The sequence below is a fragment of the Pseudomonas sp. ESBL9 genome, from assembly GCF_036668715.1.
GTDB classification, from domain to species: domain Bacteria; phylum Pseudomonadota; class Gammaproteobacteria; order Pseudomonadales; family Pseudomonadaceae; genus Aquipseudomonas; species Aquipseudomonas lundensis.
The window spans coordinates 1,264,547-1,285,564 of record NZ_JAZEVV010000001.1; the positions used below are offsets into that span (position 1 = coordinate 1,264,547).

Annotated in this window: 24 protein-coding genes; 14 read left to right on the forward strand and 10 right to left on the reverse strand. The window is 56.1% G+C overall.

Features of this window, described 5'->3' with window-relative positions; translation table 11 throughout:
* Positions 1-12: 12 nt before the first annotated feature.
* The 3 genes from V6F78_RS05525 to V6F78_RS05535 form a co-directional block, all read right to left on the reverse strand.
* Entirely contained in the window at positions 13-474 is a 462-nt protein-coding gene (locus V6F78_RS05525; protein WP_169863014.1) for a hypothetical protein, read from the reverse strand.
* 61 nt (positions 475-535) lie between these two features.
* Positions 536-694, reverse strand: a complete 159-nt coding sequence (locus V6F78_RS05530) for a hypothetical protein (protein WP_169863012.1) — start codon at positions 692-694, stop codon at positions 536-538.
* 210 nt (positions 695-904) lie between these two features.
* Entirely contained in the window at positions 905-1,243 is a 339-nt protein-coding gene (locus tag V6F78_RS05535; RefSeq protein WP_442965106.1) for a helix-turn-helix domain-containing protein, read from the reverse strand.
* 85 nt (positions 1,244-1,328) lie between these two features.
* On the opposite strand from V6F78_RS05535, the gene V6F78_RS05540 reads away from it, so the two are divergent.
* From V6F78_RS05540 to V6F78_RS05585, 10 genes are all read left to right on the forward strand, one after another.
* A complete protein-coding gene (locus tag V6F78_RS05540; RefSeq protein ID WP_094993983.1) occupies positions 1,329-1,529 on the forward strand; it encodes a DNA-binding protein in 201 nt (66 codons plus the stop codon).
* Between the two features lie 29 nt (positions 1,530-1,558).
* Positions 1,559-2,032, forward strand: coding sequence for a YmfL family putative regulatory protein (locus V6F78_RS05545; RefSeq protein WP_169863010.1), 474 nt, complete (start codon positions 1,559-1,561; stop codon positions 2,030-2,032).
* Entirely contained in the window at positions 2,029-2,319 is a 291-nt protein-coding gene (locus V6F78_RS05550; RefSeq protein ID WP_094993981.1) for an ogr/Delta-like zinc finger family protein, read from the forward strand. Before V6F78_RS05545 ends, V6F78_RS05550 begins: the two co-directional genes overlap by 4 nt.
* On the forward strand, positions 2,316-2,687 hold the full coding sequence (locus V6F78_RS05555; protein WP_097192443.1) for a hypothetical protein: 372 nt from the start codon (positions 2,316-2,318) through the stop codon (positions 2,685-2,687). Before V6F78_RS05550 ends, V6F78_RS05555 begins: the two co-directional genes overlap by 4 nt.
* 72 nt (positions 2,688-2,759) lie before the next feature.
* Positions 2,760-2,993: a hypothetical protein gene (locus tag V6F78_RS05560; protein WP_332726800.1), complete on the forward strand. Its 234-nt coding sequence runs from the start codon at positions 2,760-2,762 to the stop codon at positions 2,991-2,993.
* A 5-nt stretch (positions 2,994-2,998) separates the two neighbouring features.
* Positions 2,999-5,719, forward strand: a complete 2,721-nt coding sequence (locus V6F78_RS05565) for a toprim domain-containing protein (RefSeq protein WP_332726801.1) — start codon at positions 2,999-3,001, stop codon at positions 5,717-5,719.
* Positions 5,720-5,742: 23 nt separating this feature from the next.
* Entirely contained in the window at positions 5,743-6,066 is a 324-nt protein-coding gene (locus tag V6F78_RS05570) for a hypothetical protein (protein ID WP_332726802.1), read from the forward strand.
* Between the two features lie 68 nt (positions 6,067-6,134).
* Positions 6,135-6,377, forward strand: coding sequence for a hypothetical protein (locus V6F78_RS05575; RefSeq protein ID WP_194862333.1), 243 nt, complete (start codon positions 6,135-6,137; stop codon positions 6,375-6,377).
* Positions 6,374-6,592 (forward strand): Arc family DNA-binding protein, encoded by a 219-nt coding sequence (locus V6F78_RS05580; RefSeq protein WP_194862332.1) that lies wholly within the window; start codon positions 6,374-6,376, stop codon positions 6,590-6,592. Before V6F78_RS05575 ends, V6F78_RS05580 begins: the two co-directional genes overlap by 4 nt.
* Positions 6,589-6,864 carry a pyocin activator PrtN family protein gene (locus tag V6F78_RS05585; RefSeq protein ID WP_332726803.1) on the forward strand — a complete coding sequence of 92 codons (276 nt, stop codon included), beginning with the start codon at positions 6,589-6,591 and terminating at the stop codon, positions 6,862-6,864. Before V6F78_RS05580 ends, V6F78_RS05585 begins: the two co-directional genes overlap by 4 nt.
* A 1-nt stretch (position 6,865) precedes the next feature.
* On the opposite strand, the gene V6F78_RS05590 is transcribed toward V6F78_RS05585, so the two are convergent.
* Positions 6,866-7,990, reverse strand: coding sequence for a site-specific integrase (locus V6F78_RS05590; protein WP_278449291.1), 1,125 nt, complete (start codon positions 7,988-7,990; stop codon positions 6,866-6,868).
* A gap of 102 nt (positions 7,991-8,092) precedes the next feature.
* Here V6F78_RS05590 and dusA point away from each other — a divergent pair, with 102 nt between their 5' ends.
* Positions 8,093-9,103, forward strand: a complete 1,011-nt coding sequence (gene dusA / locus V6F78_RS05595) for a tRNA dihydrouridine(20/20a) synthase DusA (protein WP_332726804.1) — start codon at positions 8,093-8,095, stop codon at positions 9,101-9,103.
* 75 nt (positions 9,104-9,178) lie between these two features.
* Here the strand turns inward: dusA and rssC are convergent, their stop codons facing one another.
* The 3 genes from rssC to V6F78_RS05610 all read right to left on the reverse strand — a co-directional run bounded on the left by rssC (position 9,179) and on the right by V6F78_RS05610 (position 11,869).
* Entirely contained in the window at positions 9,179-9,661 is a 483-nt protein-coding gene (rssC, locus tag V6F78_RS05600) for an anti-sigma factor antagonist RssC (RefSeq protein WP_047275460.1), read from the reverse strand.
* Complete coding sequence (gene rssB / locus V6F78_RS05605; protein WP_047276147.1) at positions 9,658-10,842, reverse strand: two-component system response regulator RssB; 1,185 nt, start codon at positions 10,840-10,842, stop codon at positions 9,658-9,660. Before rssB ends, rssC begins: the two co-directional genes overlap by 4 nt.
* A gap of 337 nt (positions 10,843-11,179) precedes the next feature.
* On the reverse strand, positions 11,180-11,869 hold the full coding sequence (locus V6F78_RS05610) for an MlaA family lipoprotein (protein WP_047275462.1): 690 nt from the start codon (positions 11,867-11,869) through the stop codon (positions 11,180-11,182).
* A gap of 294 nt (positions 11,870-12,163) precedes the next feature.
* Here V6F78_RS05610 and V6F78_RS05615 point away from each other — a divergent pair, with 294 nt between their 5' ends.
* Entirely contained in the window at positions 12,164-12,427 is a 264-nt protein-coding gene (locus V6F78_RS05615) for a DUF4404 family protein (protein ID WP_047294226.1), read from the forward strand.
* A gap of 72 nt (positions 12,428-12,499) precedes the next feature.
* Here the strand turns inward: V6F78_RS05615 and V6F78_RS05620 are convergent, their stop codons facing one another.
* Positions 12,500-17,356: an NAD-glutamate dehydrogenase gene (locus tag V6F78_RS05620; RefSeq protein ID WP_332726805.1), complete on the reverse strand. Its 4,857-nt coding sequence runs from the start codon at positions 17,354-17,356 to the stop codon at positions 12,500-12,502.
* A 511-nt stretch (positions 17,357-17,867) separates the two neighbouring features.
* Between V6F78_RS05620 and V6F78_RS05625 the strand changes: the two genes are divergently transcribed.
* Positions 17,868-18,227: a hypothetical protein gene (locus tag V6F78_RS05625; RefSeq protein ID WP_047294230.1), complete on the forward strand. Its 360-nt coding sequence runs from the start codon at positions 17,868-17,870 to the stop codon at positions 18,225-18,227.
* A gap of 18 nt (positions 18,228-18,245) precedes the next feature.
* Here V6F78_RS05625 and V6F78_RS05630 read toward each other — a convergent pair whose 3' ends face one another.
* Together V6F78_RS05630 and V6F78_RS05635 are read right to left on the reverse strand one after the other, a co-directional pair.
* Positions 18,246-19,076 (reverse strand): DMT family transporter, encoded by an 831-nt coding sequence (locus V6F78_RS05630; protein WP_047276529.1) that lies wholly within the window; start codon positions 19,074-19,076, stop codon positions 18,246-18,248.
* Positions 19,077-19,108: 32 nt separating this feature from the next.
* Positions 19,109-19,870 carry an iron-containing redox enzyme family protein gene (locus tag V6F78_RS05635; RefSeq protein WP_047294234.1) on the reverse strand — a complete coding sequence of 254 codons (762 nt, stop codon included), beginning with the start codon at positions 19,868-19,870 and terminating at the stop codon, positions 19,109-19,111.
* A 147-nt stretch (positions 19,871-20,017) separates the two neighbouring features.
* Here V6F78_RS05635 and V6F78_RS05640 point away from each other — a divergent pair, with 147 nt between their 5' ends.
* The gene (locus V6F78_RS05640) at positions 20,018-20,914 is read left to right on the forward strand and encodes a LysR family transcriptional regulator (protein ID WP_047294236.1); all 897 of its coding nucleotides are present in this window, start codon (positions 20,018-20,020) and stop codon (positions 20,912-20,914) included.
* Positions 20,915-21,018 lie beyond the last annotated feature (104 nt).

Here is a 21,018-nt window from a genome sequence, read left to right on the forward strand (position 1 = left end):
TGGCAGGCAGGGTTACTCAGCAAAGACTGTGATGGTCGTACCGCCGCCGTCACGCTCAAATGCCTGGCACTCGATGGCCACACCTTTCTGCTCAATCGTTGCGATCTCACTGCCGTCTTTCAGTGCTTCTTGACGGCACTGTTTGGAAAGCTTTACGACCTCTGGGACTGGGCTCTGTGAAACGAGGTTTCCTACTCTTCCCACAAGTTCATAAAAACCAACATCGGGTGCAGATCCATCCCAATAGAAGGCCACGTCAGGCTTGCCCAAGGTGCAGCTAACAGACACTTTTGTGTTGCCCCCCCTACTGAAGGCCACCGTCTGCTGGCTTTGGGTAGGGTTATCCTTAACGAGTTGAAATCCCTGCTGGATCGCATTAATGACAGCATCACAGGAAGGCGTAGATGCTACGGCCAATGACGTTTGAAAAATCAGGCTAATACCCCAAGCCATCAATAAAAAAGGCTTTGTCATGCGGGCTCTCTAAATCTATTCATGCGGTTTTAAAGCCCGACGCTTGGTCGGGCTCCTCACGTTATTGCGCAGCCAAAAGCGCACTCACAAAGCGAAGCACATCACGTTGATGCTCTTCTTTCAACTGTCTGAACACGTTAATCAAATCAAGCTCAACCTCAGTCAGCCTATTTGATTCGCAGCGCCCTAGGGAATTGGTATCTGCTTTGTTGTTCGACATGCTCTACTCCATTCGCAACACGTAACGGGCGCCCGGTGCCTGCAAAAGCACCGTCCAAAACGCCCGGCGAACGAACGATTCTCAGCATGTCAGTACGTGCCACCAGCAGATCCTGTGAAAAAAGACCGATAAAAGGAGTAGGCACAAAGCATTTTTCTTGTGGCCGAAAACTTATGTAAAAGCGGTTTTATGGACAAAGTACATCGCTAATCAGACTGCTGGTGACCCAGCTAACGCATTTGTAAGCCTTAAAACTGAAGCTTTATCGCTTTCTGATAAGACTCTGAAATTTTCAATTACCGTGGTTTCAGTCTCATCTAACACCTGTTCTGAGAGTAACGGCCTCGACCCGGAAAGAACGTACTGAATATCAACTCCAGCCCCCTCAAGTGCTGCCAAATAGCGTAAATCGGGTGAATTCGCGCCGAGTTCATATGCTTTTTGCGTTCCCCTGCTCACGCCCCCTTTTGCCCCAAAATCAGTCTGATTCAGGCCCAAGCGGTCGCGCTCTTCCCTCAGGCGATCACCTACCCCGTCAGAAATGTACATTTTTTTGATCACCAAGATATTGACTTGAGTATTTTTCTGCTCAAGAATGTCCGTACACCAACACGAACAAACACATATGAACACTATGCCCGCCCCCCTGACACCCGAGCAAGCCCGCGCTGCCCTTGACCATAAAGGGATAAGCATCGCCGAGTTTTGCCGGCAGTATGAATTGAACAGAAATCTAGTCAGCGACTTGCTAAATGGCCGTAAGAAAGGCCGCCGCGGAGAGGCGCATCGAGCCGCTGTTTTACTCGGCATCAAAGACGGCGTGATTACAAACTAGGGCCTCTGGCTCCAGGGAGAAACCAGAAGATGAAACGCCCGGTTCTAGGCACCCGAAAAGATGTGGTCAGTGCAGTGATTTGTAGCTACCCCGGTGGTCGAGCCTATGCCGCTGCCAACCTCGGTATGAACCTCAAAAAGTTTGATAACCAGGCTTATGAAAACGCCGGCAGCCGCCCACTGACAGATGAACACATTTTCAGACTTGAGCAGCAAGCGGGTACGACCTTCCTGCCCAGCTATGTCGCTACGATGTACGGCGGCATGTTTGTACCCCTGGCAGCACCGGGCACGCTGGATAACATCGAGCTGTTCAGTCGCTCAGTCAAAGCCGCCGCTAAACGTGGCTGTGTTGATCAAATCATCGCTCAGGCACTGGACGATGGCGTGATCGAGAAACACGAATCCGAAGCCATCATCAACGCGTTGAGTCTTTATATGTCTGCCCGCTACGCCGAAGTGCTTGCAACCATCCAGCTCTACAGCGCAGGAGCAGCGTCATGAGCACTTACAAACTAGTTTGCCCCCACTGCCACTCCCGTATGCGCATTCGCACCAGTGAGGGCACACACATTTTCCTGCGCGTTGCTTATCTGCAATGCACGAACGAAGCCTGTGGCTGGTCAGTCCGCGCCGAATTTGAAATGACTCATGAGATGAGCCCAAGCGGTATGGCCAACCCAGCGGTCAAGCTACCAATAGCCAATGTCGCCCAGCGCCGCGCGGCGATGCTTTCACCCACCGATCACCCTGACCTGCTGGACCAACTGGAAATGGAGCGTGCGATATGAATGCAGCAACCCACACCGAGCATCAGGAATATGAGGCCAGCATGCAGTTGGCAGCCCTGTTCTTCTTGCAACGCCACCAATCCGAGCACCTGGGCAATGATCAGTTGCTATTTAGCCGTGCGGTGCAGCACTTGACCGGCAGTCTTGAGGTGCCACTGCACATGGCTGAAAAGTTAGTTACGCGGGCTTATGGCGAACTGAAGTGCAGTAGCAATCGTCACCAACTGGATGTTGATGCCAGCTCTACCACTGTCGCCGTTGTGACTGACCCCTCCAGCGGCCTTACGTGGGCGGTCCCGGTCAATCTGATTTACGAACGCATTATCAACGCAACCGACAATCGCCGACTGCGCCTCGTTACACCCTAACCCTTAACCACCCGTCTCCAGACCTGTTTGCAATGGGTTTGGGTGAGCTACGCCCGAAATTTGAGGTGGACCATGAAACAGCCAGTCGAAATCAGCACCGAACTGACCCAGCAAGAGGCTGAGCTGCTGCTTGCCGAACCGCGTGGGCGCTATAGCCAGGTACTGAACGAAGTCTGGTACGCCGACCAATTCCGCCTGATACCCGAAGGCTTGCGTCATGGCTCCATTCTCAACGCCATGCCGGTGATGGCCGCACAGAAGCGCCTGATGGGCGCGCTCACACACAGCCTCAGAGCAGTGAAGTAATCCCGATGAATATGGAACATGAACTGCGCGCTGAAGTGCTCAGACGACTTGAAAGCGACTACGAGCTGAAACATCGCTCAGGCACCCACTTTATGCGTGGTGGCCGCTGCCCCGCGTGTGGCAAAAAAGAGCTATACACCCACCACAAAAACCCGTGGCTGATCATTTGCGGCAGGGAAGGAAAATGCGCACAGAGCTGGCACGTCAAAGAACTGTACGAGGACTTGTTTGACGACTGGACTAAACGTGCACCTTCAACAGACCAGTATCCCAATGCGACCGCCCGCGCCTATCTGGAGTTTGCGCGCGGCTTTCGTTTTGAGCTGATTCAGGGCTGGTTTACCCAAGACTCCTTTTACTCGGCCCAACATAACGCTGGCAGCGCGACCGTGCGTTTCGGCCTTGAGAAAGGGGGCTACTGGGAACGCCTGATCGACCGTCCTCACCGCTTCGGCAAGCAGAAAGCCCGCTTTAAACAAGGCGAAAGCTACAAGGGTGTCTGGTGGTGTCCGCCTTGTGTTGATCTGCTTGAAGTCAAAGAGCTGTGGATTGTCGAAGGCATTTTCGATGCCATTGCCCTGGTACACCATGACATCGCCGCTGTCTCGGCCATGTCATCCAACGCCTTTCCCGAAGAATCCCTGAAAGAGCTGTCGCGGCAGCGCGGCGGTAAGTTGCCCAAACTGATTTGGGCACTGGACAACGAGCCCGGCGCGCACCGTTACACCAAACGCTGGGTGCGAATGGCACGCGACCTCGGCTATATCTGCGAGGCCGCGCAAATCCCGCAGCAGGACAACCGCAAGCACGACTGGAATGACCTGCACCAGCGCTGGGTCGTGATCGACGACCTTGATAAACGCGCAGACCGCATAGACCAAGACCTGAAAGCAGCCCGGTATCACGGCGCTCTGTTGATTGCGGAAAGCGCCGCTGAGAAAGGCGTGCTGATGTACGAATGGCGCGAACGGCACGAGTTCCACTTCGGATTCGACAGCCGCCTGTACTGGTTCAAGATGGATTTATTGAAGTTCGATAAGGCCATGCAGACCCTCGATTCTTCTGAGCGCCAAGAAGACCAGGTACTCACCGACAAACAACGCCGCGACAAGGCCTTGCGCCAATGCGGCGGCGTGGTGGAAATCGCTAACTGCTACCCACAAGCGTTGTATTTCCAACGCAACGAAGTGACGGACGAGTCCTGGTACTACTTCCGCATCGACTTCCCCCATGACGGTGGCAGCGTCAAAAACACCTTCACCGGTGGTCAGGTAGCAGCAGCCAGCGAGTTTAAAAAGCGCCTGCTCGGGATGGCAGCCGGCGCAGTGTTTACCGGCAGCGGCCAACACCTCGACAAAATCATGAAAGACCAGCTGTTTGGCCTGAAAACTGTCGAAACCATCGACTTTATCGGTTACAGCAAACAGCACGGCAGCTATGTGTTCGGCGACATCGCCGTGCGCAACGGCGTGCTCAGCGAGGTCAACAAAGAGGACTACTTCGAGTTCGGCAAGCTGCGTTTGAAGACGCTGCAAAAATCCAACCCGATGCACATCCAGCGCGACGCCAAGGAGTACCGCGAAGACTGGCTACCCATGCTGTGGACGTGTTTCGGTGCCAACGGATTGGTCGCACTGACCTTCTGGTTTGGCTCACTGTTCGCTGAGCAAATCCGGGCGCAGTACAAATCCTTCCCTTTTCTGGAAGCCACGGGTGAAGCCGGCGCGGGTAAGACCACGTTGCTGACCTTTCTGTGGAAACTGCTGGGACAGGAAAAGGAAGGTTTCGACCCGTCCAAATCAACCCGCGCAGGCCGTCAACGGGCGATGGGCCAAGTGTCAAACATGCCGGTGGTGTTGATCGAAGGTGACCGCAACGAGCCCGACAAGCTACACGCCAAGGGCTTTGATTGGGACGAGCTGAAAGAGTTTTTCGGCGGCGGCACCTTGGGCACTAAAGGCATGAAAACCAGCGGTAACGAGACCTACGAACCGCCGTTTCGCGCCACGATTGCCATCAGCCAAAACGCCGCTGTCAGCGCCTCCGAAGCGATCCTGACCCGTATCGTCAAACTGCACTTTGCTCGCCCTGCGGTGACGACAGAAAGCCGCATTGCCGCTGACAACTTGAACCAGATCCCGGTCGAGCTGCTGAGCCACTTTTTGCTGAAAGCCGTACGAGCAGAGCCACAGGTGATGGCTAAATTTGCCGAGCGCGTGATCGTGCACGAAGAACGCCTGCGCAAACTCAAAGAAATCCGCGTCGAGCGAATCATCAAAAACCACAGCCAGATGCTGGCCCTGCTTGATTGCCTGCGCCTGGTTTGCCCGCTGGATGAAAACCAGTTGGCTACCACTCAACAACAACTGGTGACGATGGCCCTTGAGCGCCAATCGGCAATTAGCGCCGATCACCCGCTGGTGGCCGAGTTCTGGGAAGTCTACGACTACCTCGAAAGCCTGGGTGAAGGCCAGCAGGTCAACCACAGCAACGATACAAAGCTGATCGCCATCAACCTCAACGAATTCGCCGAAAAAGCCAGCGAACATCGCCAGAACCTGGCCGACCTCAAAACCTTACGCGCGCTGCTGGTGGACTGCCGAAGCCGCAAGCTGCTGGAAACCAACAAACCGACCTACAGCGTTATCCGTGCAGCGCAGTCGGCAGCAAATCCTTTGTTCGATAAACCCAAAACCGTGCGCTGCTGGATTTTCCAAGCTTCCTGACCACAACCCAGAGAGGGAAAACGATGCATATCCAAGTCATGACAGCAACAGGTCCAAACGGACTTATAACCCACGCAAACCACGTCACAGGGCTGCAGAACTGGATGTCAGAGACTGTCGGCAAATATTCCACCGTGCACGCAGATGCCTACGGAGCTGCTGGCCTGCTCGAAATTTTAGAGGTCTGTGCTGCGAAAGGGGATTACGAAATTCTGGTCCTAGAGTGCAGTAAAGAGCAAATCCAAGCCGTATTGGAGTGGCAATCCGCAACAGACGAAGTTGCTGAATTGGAGAGCTTGATACTGCACCTGGTACGAAAAGTAGCTACTGAACAAAAAATCGGCTGAGTCGGTAATAAAAAGGGGTGTCGAGGAGTTGGCCCTCCCCGGCACCAACCACTACTAAGGAGCACACCATGAAAGTGAAAAACCAAAGCAGCAGCGAAGTGAAGGCTACCACACCCGCAAAACACTTGGTGGCCACCGCCATCATCGGCGCCGCAATGATCGGCTACCTGGTGCACAAATCCCCTGAGGCGCGTGTGCGGCTGGAGAGCCTAAGCACTATGGCCCAGACATTGGGCGAGCTATCAGAGCGCGATGCAGCACTGGTTGCTCAATTACTCGCCGGATCAATCGTTAAAGGAGCACAGCAATGAATGACTCACGCGTACAGGACAAGTTTGTAATCCGCTTACCCGATGGCTTACGCCCGGAAATTGCTGCTGTAGCGTCGAGGAATCAACGCAGCATGAATGGCGAAATAATCATTCGACTGGAGCGCTCGCTTAGTCTGGAGCGGGTACTCGACCAAAAGAACAGAGTGATTGCCCAACTGCTAGACCGAATTACTGAATTGGAAGCCAAGCATTGAAAACTCTCTTTGTCCTGATGGCCCAATACAACGGACAGGTGGTGATACCGCTTGAGTGCGTCTGCAAGGACTACTTCACCCACCTGACCACCAATATGTTTGAACGCAAGGTAATGGCAGGTTTGATAAAAATTCCAATCACACGGATGGAAGCCAGCCAGAAAAGTGCCAAGGGCGTGCACATCTCGGATTTGTCCGAGTATCTGGACGGCCAGCGCGCTGCCGCGATGAAGGAGAGTCACCAGCTCAACAGCGCACCGCGTAGCCGTTAATTCACTTCGTGGCCCGGGCGCCCAGAATGACGGGCGCCTTCAGGACAACCTCCAGCCATGGCCAGCCTGCATAGGCGTCACCCCTTCCCCGCAAATGCGTGTAACGGCGCATGGAGTTCCAGTCCCGATGCCCGGACACGCTGGCCACCCTAGGAATGTCCCAATCCATTTCAAACAGTCGGCTGACGCCTTCGTGCCGCAGGTCATGAAAGTGCAGATCCTCGATCCCCAAAAACTTGCAGGCGCGTGTCCAGGATGCGGATATGGACTCGGCGTTGTACGGGAATATTTCCTCTACTGCCTTGGGCATTGTCTTAATGATGGCCATTGCTTCGGGTGGCAAATGGCACCACACGTCGTTGCCAAGTTTTTGCCCCGGATTTTTCATATCCCGGACCAGGACACGGTTTCCCGCTTCATCCAGATCAGCCCACTTGATACGGGTAATCTCTTCTTGGCGGCGCGTCGAGAACAACGCGAAGGCGGTCATCTTGAGCATGTTGATTGAGCTTGGGCGGTAGGCAAGGATGCCTTGGAAGTGTGTCAGCAGCATGTCCAGCTCATCCAGTGTCGGGCGTCTGTCGCGTTCACGGCTGCGCATGTTGTAACCCAGCTTGCGCAGTACCTTGCGGGCATCACCCATCGCGTGAGGATCCACCTGATAGCCCCATGCAGGGCGAGCGATGGATAGAACGGCGCCCAAGTGTGCTAAATCATTACCGGCTGTCTGCGGCAGCACACCGCCGCCCTCTGACCCCATTCGCCAGACCGCATACTCGACCAGTATCTGGCAGTTCAAATCCTGGTCATTTATCTGGCCCAAGTAGGATTCGCTGATCGCTTTGAGCGTGGCCAGCTTGGTTTTTCCCAGTGCGCGGGCTTTTTCCATTTCGAGCACGTAGCGCTCGATCATTTCCTTGACCGTAGCGCCTTCGCGGTTTGCCCGCTCAATCGCGCCGGGTTGGTCAAGTTCAGCTTCACGCTTTCGAATCCACGCTTGAGCCGTCTGTTTGCGGGTGAATGTCTGGCTCTCTTGGTAAACTTGCGCCCCATCACGGATCAGGCGTATTTGTGCCGTGTAACTGCTACTGCCGTTGGTGCGTTTGCGTACTCTGATCGTGGCCATAGTCAACTGGTACAATTCGAAAATGAGATGGTACATTGTACCAGCGACCTTCGAAAAACGCCCTAAAACCCCCTAAAACACGCTTAAAACACGTAGAGCAAAATGGTACAGAATTCAGCTACACCCCACGTAAACAAAGGCTCTGCGGTGTCCAGACGCTTCAGCGTGGCCCCTATGATGGATTGGACCGATCGTCATTGTCGTTTCTTCTTACGTCTGCTTTCTAAGCACACTCTCCTTTACACCGAGATGGTGACCACTGGCGCGCTTTTACATGGTGATGCAGAGCGTTTTCTGCGGCATGACGTGGCCGAGCATCCCCTGGCATTGCAGCTGGGGGGAAGCACGGCTGCAGATTTGGCGGCATGTGCACGCTTGGCGCAAGATGCCGGGTATGACGAAGTGAACTTGAATGTCGGCTGCCCGAGCGATCGGGTGCAGAATAATATGATTGGCGCATGCCTGATGGCTCATCCCGCGTTGGTGGCCGATTGTGTTAAAGGCATGCGCGATGCGGTGTCGATACCGATTACGGTCAAGCATCGCATCGGTATTAATGGTCGCGACAGTTACGCACAACTGTGTGACTTTGTCGGCACGGTGAGGGATGCGGGGTGCGAAAGTTTTACAGTACACGCGCGAATCGCGATTCTTGAAGGGCTCTCCCCCAAAGAAAACCGGGACATTCCGCCCTTGCGCTACGACGTGGCCGCACAGCTCAAAGCCGATTTTCCAGCGCTTGAGATCATTCTCAATGGCGGGATCAAAACCCTCGATCAATGCAAAACGCATCTGCAAACGTTTGATGGTGTGATGCTGGGCCGCGAGGCTTATCACAACCCGTACATTCTGGCCGAGGTCGATCAGCAGTTATTTGGCAGTGAAGCGCCGGTCGTCACCCGCGCCCAGGCATTGGCGTTGTTGCGCCCTTACATTGCTCAACATCTGGCAACTGGCGGTGCGATGCATCACGTAACACGCCATATTTTGGGGCTGGGCCAAGGTTTCCCCGGCGCTCGACGCTTTCGCCAGTTGCTTTCAGTGGATATTCATAAGGCTAAAGATCCTCTGGCGCTGCTGGATCAAGCCGGGGAGCTGCTGGAAGGTCGCTGACACCGCAACAAAAAGGAGCCGATCCTGCGCAAGATCGGCTCCTTTTTATGTATGGCTGTTATGCATGGCCTGGATTCAATGACGCTCGAGCGCATTGACCAGATCATGAAAAGCCTCGTGGTTGGAATCATTCAAGCTCATGAGGATTTTATGGGCTTCTAACACCTTGACGCGTACGACCTCCTCCGACTGATCTTGTGAAGGCAGATCGGTCAGGCACTCAGGGCAAGGCAAGGGCGTACCCACGATATTGAAAACCTGATCAAAACCCATGGATTGCAGCAGACGGGTAATGTCTTCATGGGTGGTCACGACAGTGGGCAACAAGCCGACTTTCTGCCGGGACAGGATCGACAATTTCGCAAGCAGCCCCAGCGTCGTGCTGTCAATGCTGCGCGTATCGGTGAGATCGATCACGATGGCGGAAAAATTCAACGCCGTGAAGATTTTCTCAATCGTCGCATCCAGTGCCGAACACAAGGTCAGGCGCACTTCACCTACAAACTTCAGGACGAAAGTGCCATCCTGTTCGGCGAACTGAATTCTACCGGTACTCATTTCAGATTCCTGCTTAACACCAACAAGGCGATATCATCCGGCATCTCCCCGAGCGTAGCTAAACCAAACACTTGGCGCAGACCTTCCAGGCTGCCGCCCGCTGCTTTCACCAATTGAGGCAAGGCAGCTTCTTTCTCTTTGAGCGTCTGCTCAGTCAAAAGATCCAAAATTCCGTCGGACATCAGCGTCAGACTGAAAATGTCAGGCAGTTTAAACGTGTGATCTTCATAGGTGGCTTCTTTAAACAAGCCGACCGGCAGACCCCGACCTTCCAGATAACTGACGCTGTCAGGCGTGTACAGCACCGGCAAGGGCAAATGCCCACCAATGCTGTAGGTCAACAGGCCGCTCTCTTCATCGATGACCCCGCCAACCATGGTCACATGCTTGCCCAGCTTGCAGTTGATCAGGCCACGGTTGATGTGCCCCAACACCTCGGAAGGCTTGAACTCAGGCAGTGTACCGTTGCGTTTGGATTCAAACAGCAAACGTGTGGTCATGAATTTGAGCAACACCGTCACGAAAGCCGAAGACGCCCCGTGACCTGAAACATCAGCCAGATAAAACGCCACGCGGCGCTCGTCCACCCTGAAGTAATCAACAAAGTCGCCCGACAAATACAGCGACGGAATGATCTGGTGCGCGAAATCAAACTCATCGATGGACCAGGGACTGACGGGCAGCATGTTCATCTGCACCTGTCGGCCTGCGTTCTGATCCTCCTGCAGCAAGTGCAGACTGGCTTCCAGCTCGCGATTGGCGGATTCGAGCTTCTCACGGTAACGCTGGTTTTCCACTAACAAACGGGCGCGATCAAGGGCACGATGAACGGAATGCTCAAGCACTGCCAGGTCTTCGAGGGGCTTGATCAGATAGTCAGCTGCCCCGAGGCGCAACGCCTCGACCACGTCACTCATGACGCCCGCGCCTGAAATAACGATCACCGGGGTCACTGGAGACTGAAGCGTCACTTGGCGAATCAGCTCAAGGCCACCCATTTGCGGCATCCGCAAGTCACAGATGACCAAATCTGGCTGTTCGCGCTCGAAGACCTGAAGTCCCTGCAAGCCATTACTGGCCTGGAGGACGCTGAAGCCGCTGTCTTCCAGATAAGCCGCCAGACTGGCGCGTACGACGTCGTCGTCATCAATGATCAGCAGCGTGGCACTGGTTTTTTGCATGTGGGCAAATGGCGCCAGAATTAGGTTGGCATTAAACACGCACTGAGCGGGCTCAACGACTGAATGTACTGTGAAACACCTTGAACCGGTATTGAGTATTGCTCAGTTCTACAAAGGTGCTCGCGTAAGGCGCAGACGGTACTCCCATCCGCGGGGGGTTTCAAGCTCAGCCCGATGCTGGCAGACGGAGTTCCACAAGGGAAATTCCCCACAGTTATAAGAACCATCGCAGAGCTGACTAAAAGCATGGTCAGTTACGTATGATTTGCCCGTTTAAACGCCCTGAAAACAAAAAAGAGCCCCGAGGGGCTCTTTTGCGCAAGCGGTAAAAAACGGTTTAAAAATCGTCTTCTACCTGACCATCCTTCACCTTGAATTCGCGGTTTTGCAGGTAGGCATTGCGGATAAATACGTATTTGTCGCCCGTGATCAGTTTTTCAGCCGACAGCAAGCTGGCGCGCGTATCGATCACGTCCATGCCGATCGCCATGTTGCGCGCCGGGATGTCGTTCATGTAACGGTAGGGTTCGGCGTAAGTGTCCGGGTAGATGGCTACCGCGTCACGCACCGTGCTTGGGCCCAGCAGCGGCAACACTACGTATGGACCACTCGGAACACCCCAGCGACCCAACGTCTGACCGAAGTCTTCTTCATTGCGTTGCAGGCCCATTTTGGTGCCCACATCGAAGAAACCACCCACACCGATGATGGTGTTCATCAGCACCCGCGCAGTATCCACGCCCGCTGCGTGCGGCTTGGCCTGCAACACATCGTTGGCCAGGTTACGCACGTCACCGATGTTGCGGTACATGTTATGGATACCGTCCTCGAGGAACTGAGGCGTGATGTATTGGTAGCCCTGAGCAATTGGCTTCAAGGCATAGGTATCAAGGGTGTCGTTAAACTTGAAAATGACACGGTTGACACCTTCCCACGGGTCATCTTCGGTCGCGGCCTGAGCCGTAAAGGGCAGCATGGCCACACCGGCAACCAGACACAATTGGGCTAGACGATCATTCCAGCGCATAGCAAATAACTCCTAGGCAACACTTACACTCGGGCGCTATGCCCTGGTTTTGGGCGTTAGTATAACGAGAAATGTCGAACAGGCAGCCCCCTTAACGACACAACGTGCAATCTGCTCACCCCCGCCGACCTTCAAGCACCTCCTTGAAGGCCAGAAGACAGCGCATTTTTTCAGGCGTACGTGATAAGGATCATGCCAAGTGGACATGAGTGGATTACTCTAAAGGCCCGCTTGATCGACCTTTTGTTCATTACGATGGTCTATCGCACAGCCTCTCAATAAAGGATGAACGTTATGCCTGCCCGCGAACTGCAAGAACAACTCGACACCCTGCGCGAGCAACTGGAAAAAAATCCGCCGCTGAGTGAAAAAGAGCGTGAAGATCTGAATCAACTGGCGGCGCGAATCGATGCTGAAATCAAAATTGAGAACGCCACGCAAGACCACAGCCTCGCCGATAACCTTAATCTGGCTGTAGAACGTTTTGAAGTGGAACACCCCACCCTGGCCGGCACACTGCGCAATATTGTCCAGACACTGGGCAACATTGGCATCTAAACCACAGCGGTCATTAAAAGCAAAAAAGCCCCGACTCAACCGAGCCGGGGCTTTTTTTTACCGCTTTGTCCCTCAGATCGCGGTTTGACCGCTCATGGCCAAGTCCAGCAGCTCACGGTTAGCGACGGCATACATCGCATAGTCATTCCCCGTCGCTGCACGCAAGTCCACCAGCATGGCGCGCCAGCGCTCAACCATGGTCTGGTTCTGCTCCAGCCAGAGCGCCAGACGCGCCTCGATGCTCTCACCGGCATCGGTCATTTGCAGGACCGAGACCGTGATCGCCCGCTGCTGCCAGTCGATATCGTCGCGGAAGGCTTCACGGGCCAGCGCTTGCCAGTTGTTTTCCACCGGCAGGTTGCTGATTTGCTGCAAGTACCAGGTCAGGTCCAGCGCACTGCCAACGGCGAAATACGCCTTGGCCACGTCCACTGCGTTCTGCCCGGTCACATCCGAGGCTTCAATGATCGGCAGCAAGGTGTACAGGTGCGTGGTGCCCGCCACCATGCGTGCCAACAGCTCCGGAACGCCCGCCTCGACATACGCCTGGTAGCGCGTCTGCCAGCCTTCACGGGTCGGCCCTTCCAGCAGTTCGTCAAGTTTGAGGCCCAACGCTGCCAGATGCGGCCCGAAGTGCGCCACATCCCGCGCGGCGTCCAGCTCATTGCGACGGCTGCGCAGGAACCAACGCGTGGCGCGACGCCCCAGGCGCATCAGCTCATCCATCAAAGCCAGTTGAATCTCGGCCGGCACTTGATAATCCAGCGCCTCGATCTGACGGAACCAGTGCGGCAGGTGAAAAATGTCACGCACGATCACGTAAGCACCGGCCACATTGGCGGCGCTCATGCCGGTCGACTCTTTGAGCCGCTCAACAAACGTAATGCCCATGTGGTTGACCAGATCGTTGGCGATCTGGGTGCTGACGATTTCACGCTTCAGGCGATGACGACGCATCGCTTCGGCGAACTTGCTGACCAGCATCGGCGGGAACGCTGTTTCCATGTCGCGGGTCAGGTAGGCGTCATCCGGCACCTGGGAGTTGAGCAACGCTTCTTTAAGGTCGATCTTGCTATAGGAAATCAACACCGACAGCTCGGCACGGGTCAGGCCATGACCGGCCGCCACGCGCTCGTTGAGCTGCTCTTCAGAGGGCAGGAACTCAATGGCTCGGTCCAACTTGCCACGCGCTTCCAGATCGTTCATCAGGCGCTTGTACTCGGCAATCCGCTCATAAGCACGGCGCGCCGCCAACGATATGGCCTGCGTCTGCTTGTAGTTGTTGCCCAGCACCAACGCCCCCACTTCGTCGGTCATGCTGCCCAGCAACTGATTGCGCTGCTTCTCGGTCATATCGCCGGCCTGCACCACTTCGTTGAGCAGGATCTTGATATTCACTTCATGGTCAGAGCAGTCAACACCACCGGCGTTGTCAATGAAGTCTGTGTTGGTGGCACCGCCATTGAGACCAAACTCCACACGACCCAATTGCGTCATGCCGAGGTTGCCACCCTCACCCACCACTTTGCAGCGCAACTCGTTACCGTTGACGCGCAGTGCATCGTTGGCCTTGTCGCCCACATCCGCATGGCTTTCGCTGCTGGCCTTGACGTAAGTCCCGATGCCGCCGTTCCACAGCAGGTCGACCGGCGCCTTGAGCAAGGCGTTCAGCAACTCGGTCGGGGTCAACTTGTCAGCGGTGATTGCGAAACGCGCTTTCATTTCCGGAGAAATGGCGATGCTTTTTGCGCTGCGCGAGAAAATACCGCCGCCCGCCGACATAATGCTGGTGTCGTAGTCCGACCAGGCCGAACGCGGCAAGTCGAACAGGCGCTTGCGCTCTGCAAAGCTGTTGGCAGGCTCCGGGTTGGGATCGATGAAAATATGCAGGTGGTTAAACGCAGCCACCAGTTGCAGCGTGTCCGACATCAACAAACCATTGCCGAACACGTCACCGGCCATGTCGCCGATACCGACCACGCTGATGCTGTCTTCCTGAACGTTGATCCCGCGCTCTTTAAAGTGGCGCTGCACACCGACCCAGGCGCCTTTGGCGGTGATGCCCATCTTCTTGTGGTCATAACCGGCCGAACCACCCGACGCGAACGCATCACCCAGCCAGAACCCGTAGTCAATGGCGATACCGTTGGCGATGTCGGAGAAGGTCGCAGTGCCTTTGTCCGCAGCCACCACCAGGTACGGGTCGTCCTCGTCGTGACGAACGACGTTCAATGGCGGCACCAGCGCACCGTCCTTGAGGTTGTCGGTGATGTCCAGCAAGCCGGAAATAAAGATCCGGTAGCAGGCAATCGCTTCTGCCTGAATCTCGTCGCGGCCGCCGCCCAGTGGCAAACGACGCGGGACGAAACCGCCCTTGGCACCCACCGGCACGATGACCGAGTTCTTCACTTGCTGGGCCTTCACCAGCCCCAGCACTTCAGTGCGGAAGTCTTCTTCACGGTCCGACCAGCGCAGGCCGCCGCGCGCCACGTTGCCGAAGCGCAAATGCACGCCTTCCACGCGGGGCGAATACACGAAGATTTCAAACTTGGGCACCGGCTTGGGCAATTCGGGAATCAGGTGCGGATTGAACTTGAAGCTGAAATACGAACGGTTCTGGCCGTTGGCATCCGGCTGGTAGAAGTTGGTCCGTAACGTGGCCTTGATCAGGTCCAGATAGCGACGCAGGATGCGGTCTTCATTGAGCACCTGAACATCGTCCAGCGCGCTGAGAATCGCCTGTTCCAGACGCTGCTGCTTGTCTTCCAGGTCTTCAGCGGTGAGCTTGCGCGCCAAGTAGAAACGCGTTTTGAACAACCGGGTCAGTTCGCGGGCGATATCGGTGTGGTTGTTCAACGTGCTGGCGATGTAGCCCAGATCGAAGCCCAGACGAATTTGCTTCAGGTAACGGGCGTAGGCACGCAGCAGCGCCACATCACGCCATGGCAAACCGGCGGTCAGCACCAGGCGGTTAAACGCATCGTTTTCCGCATCGCCACTGACGATGTGCACGAACGCATCTTGCAGGGTGTCGTTGAGTTGCTGGATGTCCAGGTTCAAGCCTTCGCCCGCGGTAAAGGCGAAATCATGGATCCAGAACTCACGGCCATTGGCGTGGCGCAGGCGATACGGAAACTCGCCCAGCACCCGCAGACCGAGGTTTTCCAGAATCGGCAACACGTCTGACAGCGCCAGCGGTGTGTCGGCGTGGTACAGCTTGCAATGCAATTCCTGACCGGCGCTCTGCCCCAGCGGCTGGTAGAAGCTCATCACCAGCGGGTTTTGCTCGTTCAGGCTCATCAGGTGCTGCATGTCGACCACGGCCGAGTGCGCCGCGAATCGTTCGCGGTAGCCGGCCGGGAAGCCTTTCGGGAAGTCGCTCAGTACTTTGGTGCCATTGGCCTCGCCGAAGCTCTCGACCACCAGGCTGGCGTAGTCGTCCTGCCAGCTGCGGCACGCCTGGATGACTTCTTTTTCCAGCAGCAGCGGGTCGATATCGATGCGGTTTTTCGGGTCTACCCGCAGAATCAGCTGCACGCGTGCCAGCACCGACTCAGAGAAGAACGTCCAGAACTCGCAGTCCGAGGCTTGCAGACGGTCCATCAGCACTTGCTGGATTTTCTGCCGCACTTCGGTGGAGTACACGTCACGCGGCACATACGCCAGGCAATAGCAGAAACGCCCGTACGGGTCTTTGCGCAGGAAGACGCGAATCTTGTTGCGCTCCTGGATTTGCACAATCGACATCACCGTGCTGAACAGTTCGTCGACCGGCGTCTGGAACAGGTCGTCGCGAGGCAGCACTTCGACCACCTGCGCCAGTTCCTTGCCAAGGTGCGCTTTGGGCTGGAAACCGGAGCGGCGTTCGATTTCAGCCACTTTGCGGCGGATATACGGGATTTCACGCACGCTCTCGCCATACACCGACGACGTGTATAGGCCCATGAAGCGGCATTCCTTCACCACCTTGCCGTCAGCATCGATCTGACGAATCGACACATAATCGGGGTAAGCAGGACGATGTACACGGCTTGGGTGAGCCGCCTTGGCGAACGACAACAGGGTCGGTTCGCGCAGGTAGCTGACTGCGTAGTCTTCGATGCGCAGGTCTTCGGGGGTCAACCCGGCGCGCAGCAGCTTGGTCAGGCCGAGGAAGGAAGCCGGGTCATATTTAATATGGCCACCGTCCGCTTCATCGCGCACCACGAACTCTTCGTAGCCCAGAAACGTGAAGTGGTTGCCCACCAGCCATTCCAGAAAACTCTTGATCTCGGCTTTCTCATCAGCCGCCACGGCGTACTGGCAACTGTCGATGCTGGCCAGCAATTCCTGAACCTTGGCCTTCATTGGCTCAAAGTCAGCCACAGCAATGCGCACTTCACCCAGAACCTGTTCAAGCTCTTTGCTCAGCACATTCAATTCAGCGGTATTGGAGCAGCGGTCGATCTCCAGATACATCAGCGACTCTTGGGAAACACCCTCGCCCTGCGTACCCTTCGCCAGGATTTCCAGCAACTCGCCCTTGCTGCCACGGCGTACGCTCAGGACCGTGGTTTGCAGCGTATGGATGCTGTAACCGCGACGGTTGAGTTCGGTACGTACCGAATCCACCAAAAACGGCAAATCGTGGTGCAGCACTTCGACGGCGGTGTGCGTCGATTGCCAGCCGTGACGTTCGTAATCCGGGTTGTAGACCCGCACTTGAGGCTGGGCCGGGTCAAAACGTTCAAGCAGGCGCCAGGCCGACAGCGTGCAGCCGGCAAGGTCGGACATGCGACGTTGAGTGAGTTCATCCAGAGAAATGATGCCGAAGAATTGCTCGGCGAACAGCGCCACTTGTGGCAGTGCCTGTTCACTGATGTGCTGCGCCAGTGCCGCTTGCAGTTGATGCTGGAAGTCGGCCTTGCTGGCTGCGGTGAAGAACGCCATCTGTGGTACTCCGCTTGGGCTTGTTATTGAGAGAAGCGTCGCGTGCTATTCCCGCATGGGGAGCTGCCCATGCTGCGTGAGGCTGGATGTGGCAACCACCCTCAATGCACAGCATGACAGGGAGGTGAAGCTGGCCGCGACCCAGGGGTCACATTCACGTTCCAGGAGGGGTATCTACAAAAACGACTGACCGCTCAGCGGGCTGTGTCTTTAGAGATAACTATCCCGGATGCAGCTTAACGAGAGAGATGCCCGCGATACTTGCGATGCGGCGACATATTCAGTCATCGGGACGTAACCGCGGGCGCTGCTCATGTTCAACCCTAGCACTCGATAACGAAAAAACTTCACGGAAAATACCGTTTTACTGACGTTGGAATCTGAAATGACTGACAGTCGAAAACACTTCAGTTGCGCCGTTTCAGCATTCAGACCTGCACAAACGCGCGCAGGCTGGCAAACTTGCCGCTTTTGATCGCTCTGCAGGCGCCCAAGCGCCAGGAATTAGCCCATGAAAATCACAGCCCCTCTACTGCTCGCCAACCCGTGCGACGAGGAAGAAGAGAACCTCGCCACGGTCTGCTGCTTCAGCGCGCAGGGCGACATGTTTCTGATGAGCCGCTATCCGGACGAAGATGAGCTGGAGATTTCCCTGGGGGACAACGATCCCTCGTCACTGGCAGGGGTCAAAGTCACCCTGAGCCAGACCCGCCTGTTGCTTGAAGTGGCCGCCAGTGACGTTGACGTACTCAATGGCGATGATCACCTTGAAATCCAGTTCGACGCCGAGGCCACGGACATGCAAGAGCTTGAGCAGACCCTGACCCTCATTCTGGACGGCGTCGGCACCTATGCCAGCGAGCTGAGCTGACACAGACCTCACCTGTCATCAAGCCGCCCGCCGCATCGCAAACACGCTGCCCAACACAATCGCCATCCCGAACAGCACCCCGCCTGATACCTGGCTGCCCAGCAACACAGCGGCCATCAACATGGCGACGGGAGGCACCAGATACATCACGCACACCGAACGGCTCACTTCGGTGTGCGCCAACACATAGGCCCACAACAAGTAGGCCAATGCACTGGGAAACACCCCCAGCACCAGCACGGCGAGGTTGACCCTGACCGGGGCAGCGCTCACCTGCGCCGCCAGGCCCGGTGCATAGACACCTAACAACAGGGTTCCGGCCCAAATGGTGTAACAGACGATGGTCAAGGGGCTGTAGCGGCTGGAATAGTGCTTTTGCAGCGCGAAATAGACACTCCAGGACAACGCCGCCAGCAGTATCAACAACCCCTGGGGGCGAAAGGTGCCCAAGCCCTTGTCCCCCCAAATGACCACCAGCGCCCCCACCAGCCCCGTGCCCACCCAACACCAGCGCCAGGCGCTGACGGACTCTTTAAGCCAGATTGCCGCAATAAACGTGCTAAATATCGGCGTTGACTGCGCCAGCACACTGGACGCGCCGGGGCTGACCCAGCGCTGGCCGGTGTTCAACGCCACATGGTGAATCACAATGGCGAATAGCCCCAACACCATCAACCACGGCGCGTCACGCAGGCGAGGCAATCCAATGCCGCGCACCAGCGCCACTACGCCCATGAACAGCGACGCCACCAAAAAACGCAGCAAGGCCAAGTGGCCGGGGGTGTAGCTTTGCAAGCCGATATGAATCCCGATCGGCGAATACGCCCAGCACAGCACCACTGCCAGCATTGCCCCGAACAACGCCGGGGCCGTTGCACGCCTCAAGCGCGCACCGCCATCGTCGGGGTTTGAGCCATGGCAACCGCGATGCCCTGCCAATAATGCTCAGTAATGGCCAGAAAACGATTGAACCCGACGCACAGTCCGGCAAAGTCTTCTTGCGTACAACATTCAACGGCCGCGGCTTCGACCGCCTGAACTTTGTGCTCTTTCTCCGCTTCACCGATATGAATATGAAAGTACTCACAGTGCTCATGAAACTCATCATTGTGTTTATACGCATACTGATAATTCCTCGCGCCTTCGTATAAACGCGTCAACATGGAATACGCCAACCACTCTTGCGCCAACAACGCCCCTAATACATGACTTTCAGAACGCCCCAATCCGTGCGGTGCATATAACGCATCTTGTTCATCAATAAATAATTGGGTGGACGCCAACAAGGGCCCGGCTTCCAGTTCTTGCAGCGAATAAGGGCGTTTAGCCAAACGGCTCAACAGGTCGAGCAAATAGCGTTGCAAGAGCGCGCTGTGCGCTTTATGCACATCCCCGCCACCCAGCTCCGAATACAGGTTCTTGACGATTTCCACCCGCGCCTGCAGGGTGTTGGCGCGCAGCAACGACAGCGCGACCATCGTCGCGGTGCGCCGGGTACGCGCCCAATAGTTACAGGCGAAAATTTCAACTTCAGCAAATGTCAGGGTTTCGTTGAGCCAGCGTTGATAAAACCCGTTATTGAGTGCGCCATGTGAAAACACGGTCTGCGCCAATGACTCAACTTTTGTTTTTGTAATGTTCATATTGACCTCGCTAACAGAGGGGTTACCCTTCGTTTCATCCAGCGCACACTGACGTCAGCCGCAGTGTTTGCAGAAGTCAATGTCAGTCAGCCCTGGCGCAGCGAACAAGTGATTAATTAAGAGTTCTGAACTCAGGGGGAGTGAACCGTGGAATTGAGCCAACTCAGGATGATCAAGTCGGTGGCCGAGTGCGGCAGTATTGCGCTGGCGGCTCAACACCTGCACTGCGTGCCGTCCAATATCACCACGCGCATCAAACAACTGGAAAACGAACTGGGCACCGTGCTGTTCACCCGTGCGGGCCGAGGGCTGCAAATCAGTGCCGCCGGTCAATTGTTTCTGGGGTATTGCGAACGCATCCTTGCACTGGTCGATGAAGCCCGCCGCGCCGTCACGCCCCACGCCAAGCCCCACGGCACACTGCGCATCGGCGCCATCGACTCGTGCGCCACCGGGCGCCTGCCGCCGCTGCTGGCCGAATACCACCAGCGCTACCCGGAGGTCACGCTGGAGCTGGTGACCGGCCAATGGCCGCAACTGCTTGATGACGTCCAGCACCATCGGCTGGATGCCGCGATTGTCGCCATCGATGTTCAGCATCCCAAATTGCTCAGCACCGCGCTCTATCACGAGCCGTTGATTTTGATTGCCGGGGCTGCCCATCCGCCGCTCACGGACTTGAGCGCCATCTCCCGGCAAACCGTATTCATGTGGCCAGCGGGCTGTCCGTACCGCGACACACTGGAACAGTGGCTTGCCGTACACAACGTGCCCATCAACAGCGTGGCCTACGCCAACTGGGGCAGCATCATCGGCTGCGTCGGCGCCGGCGCCGGGCTGGCCATCGTCCCCGAGGGCATGCTGGAGCGTTTTGGCACCGACGCCACCTTGACGCGCTATCGTTTCAACGACCTGCCAGCGGTGCAAAACCGGCTGGTGTGGCACCGTGAAACGGGATGCCACACGGCGCGCGATGCCTTCGCCAGCTTGCTGGCAGAGCACTTTTCACCGAAGAATCCGGGGCCGGCCACGGCGTGCAAATAAGCAACATTCTCAACAACCGGGTTGTTTTGTGCTTTTTCCACAAAAACCCCGACTGACATTAGTCCCAACCCCCTGCAATGGATTAAAGTAACGCCCCCAGCCCC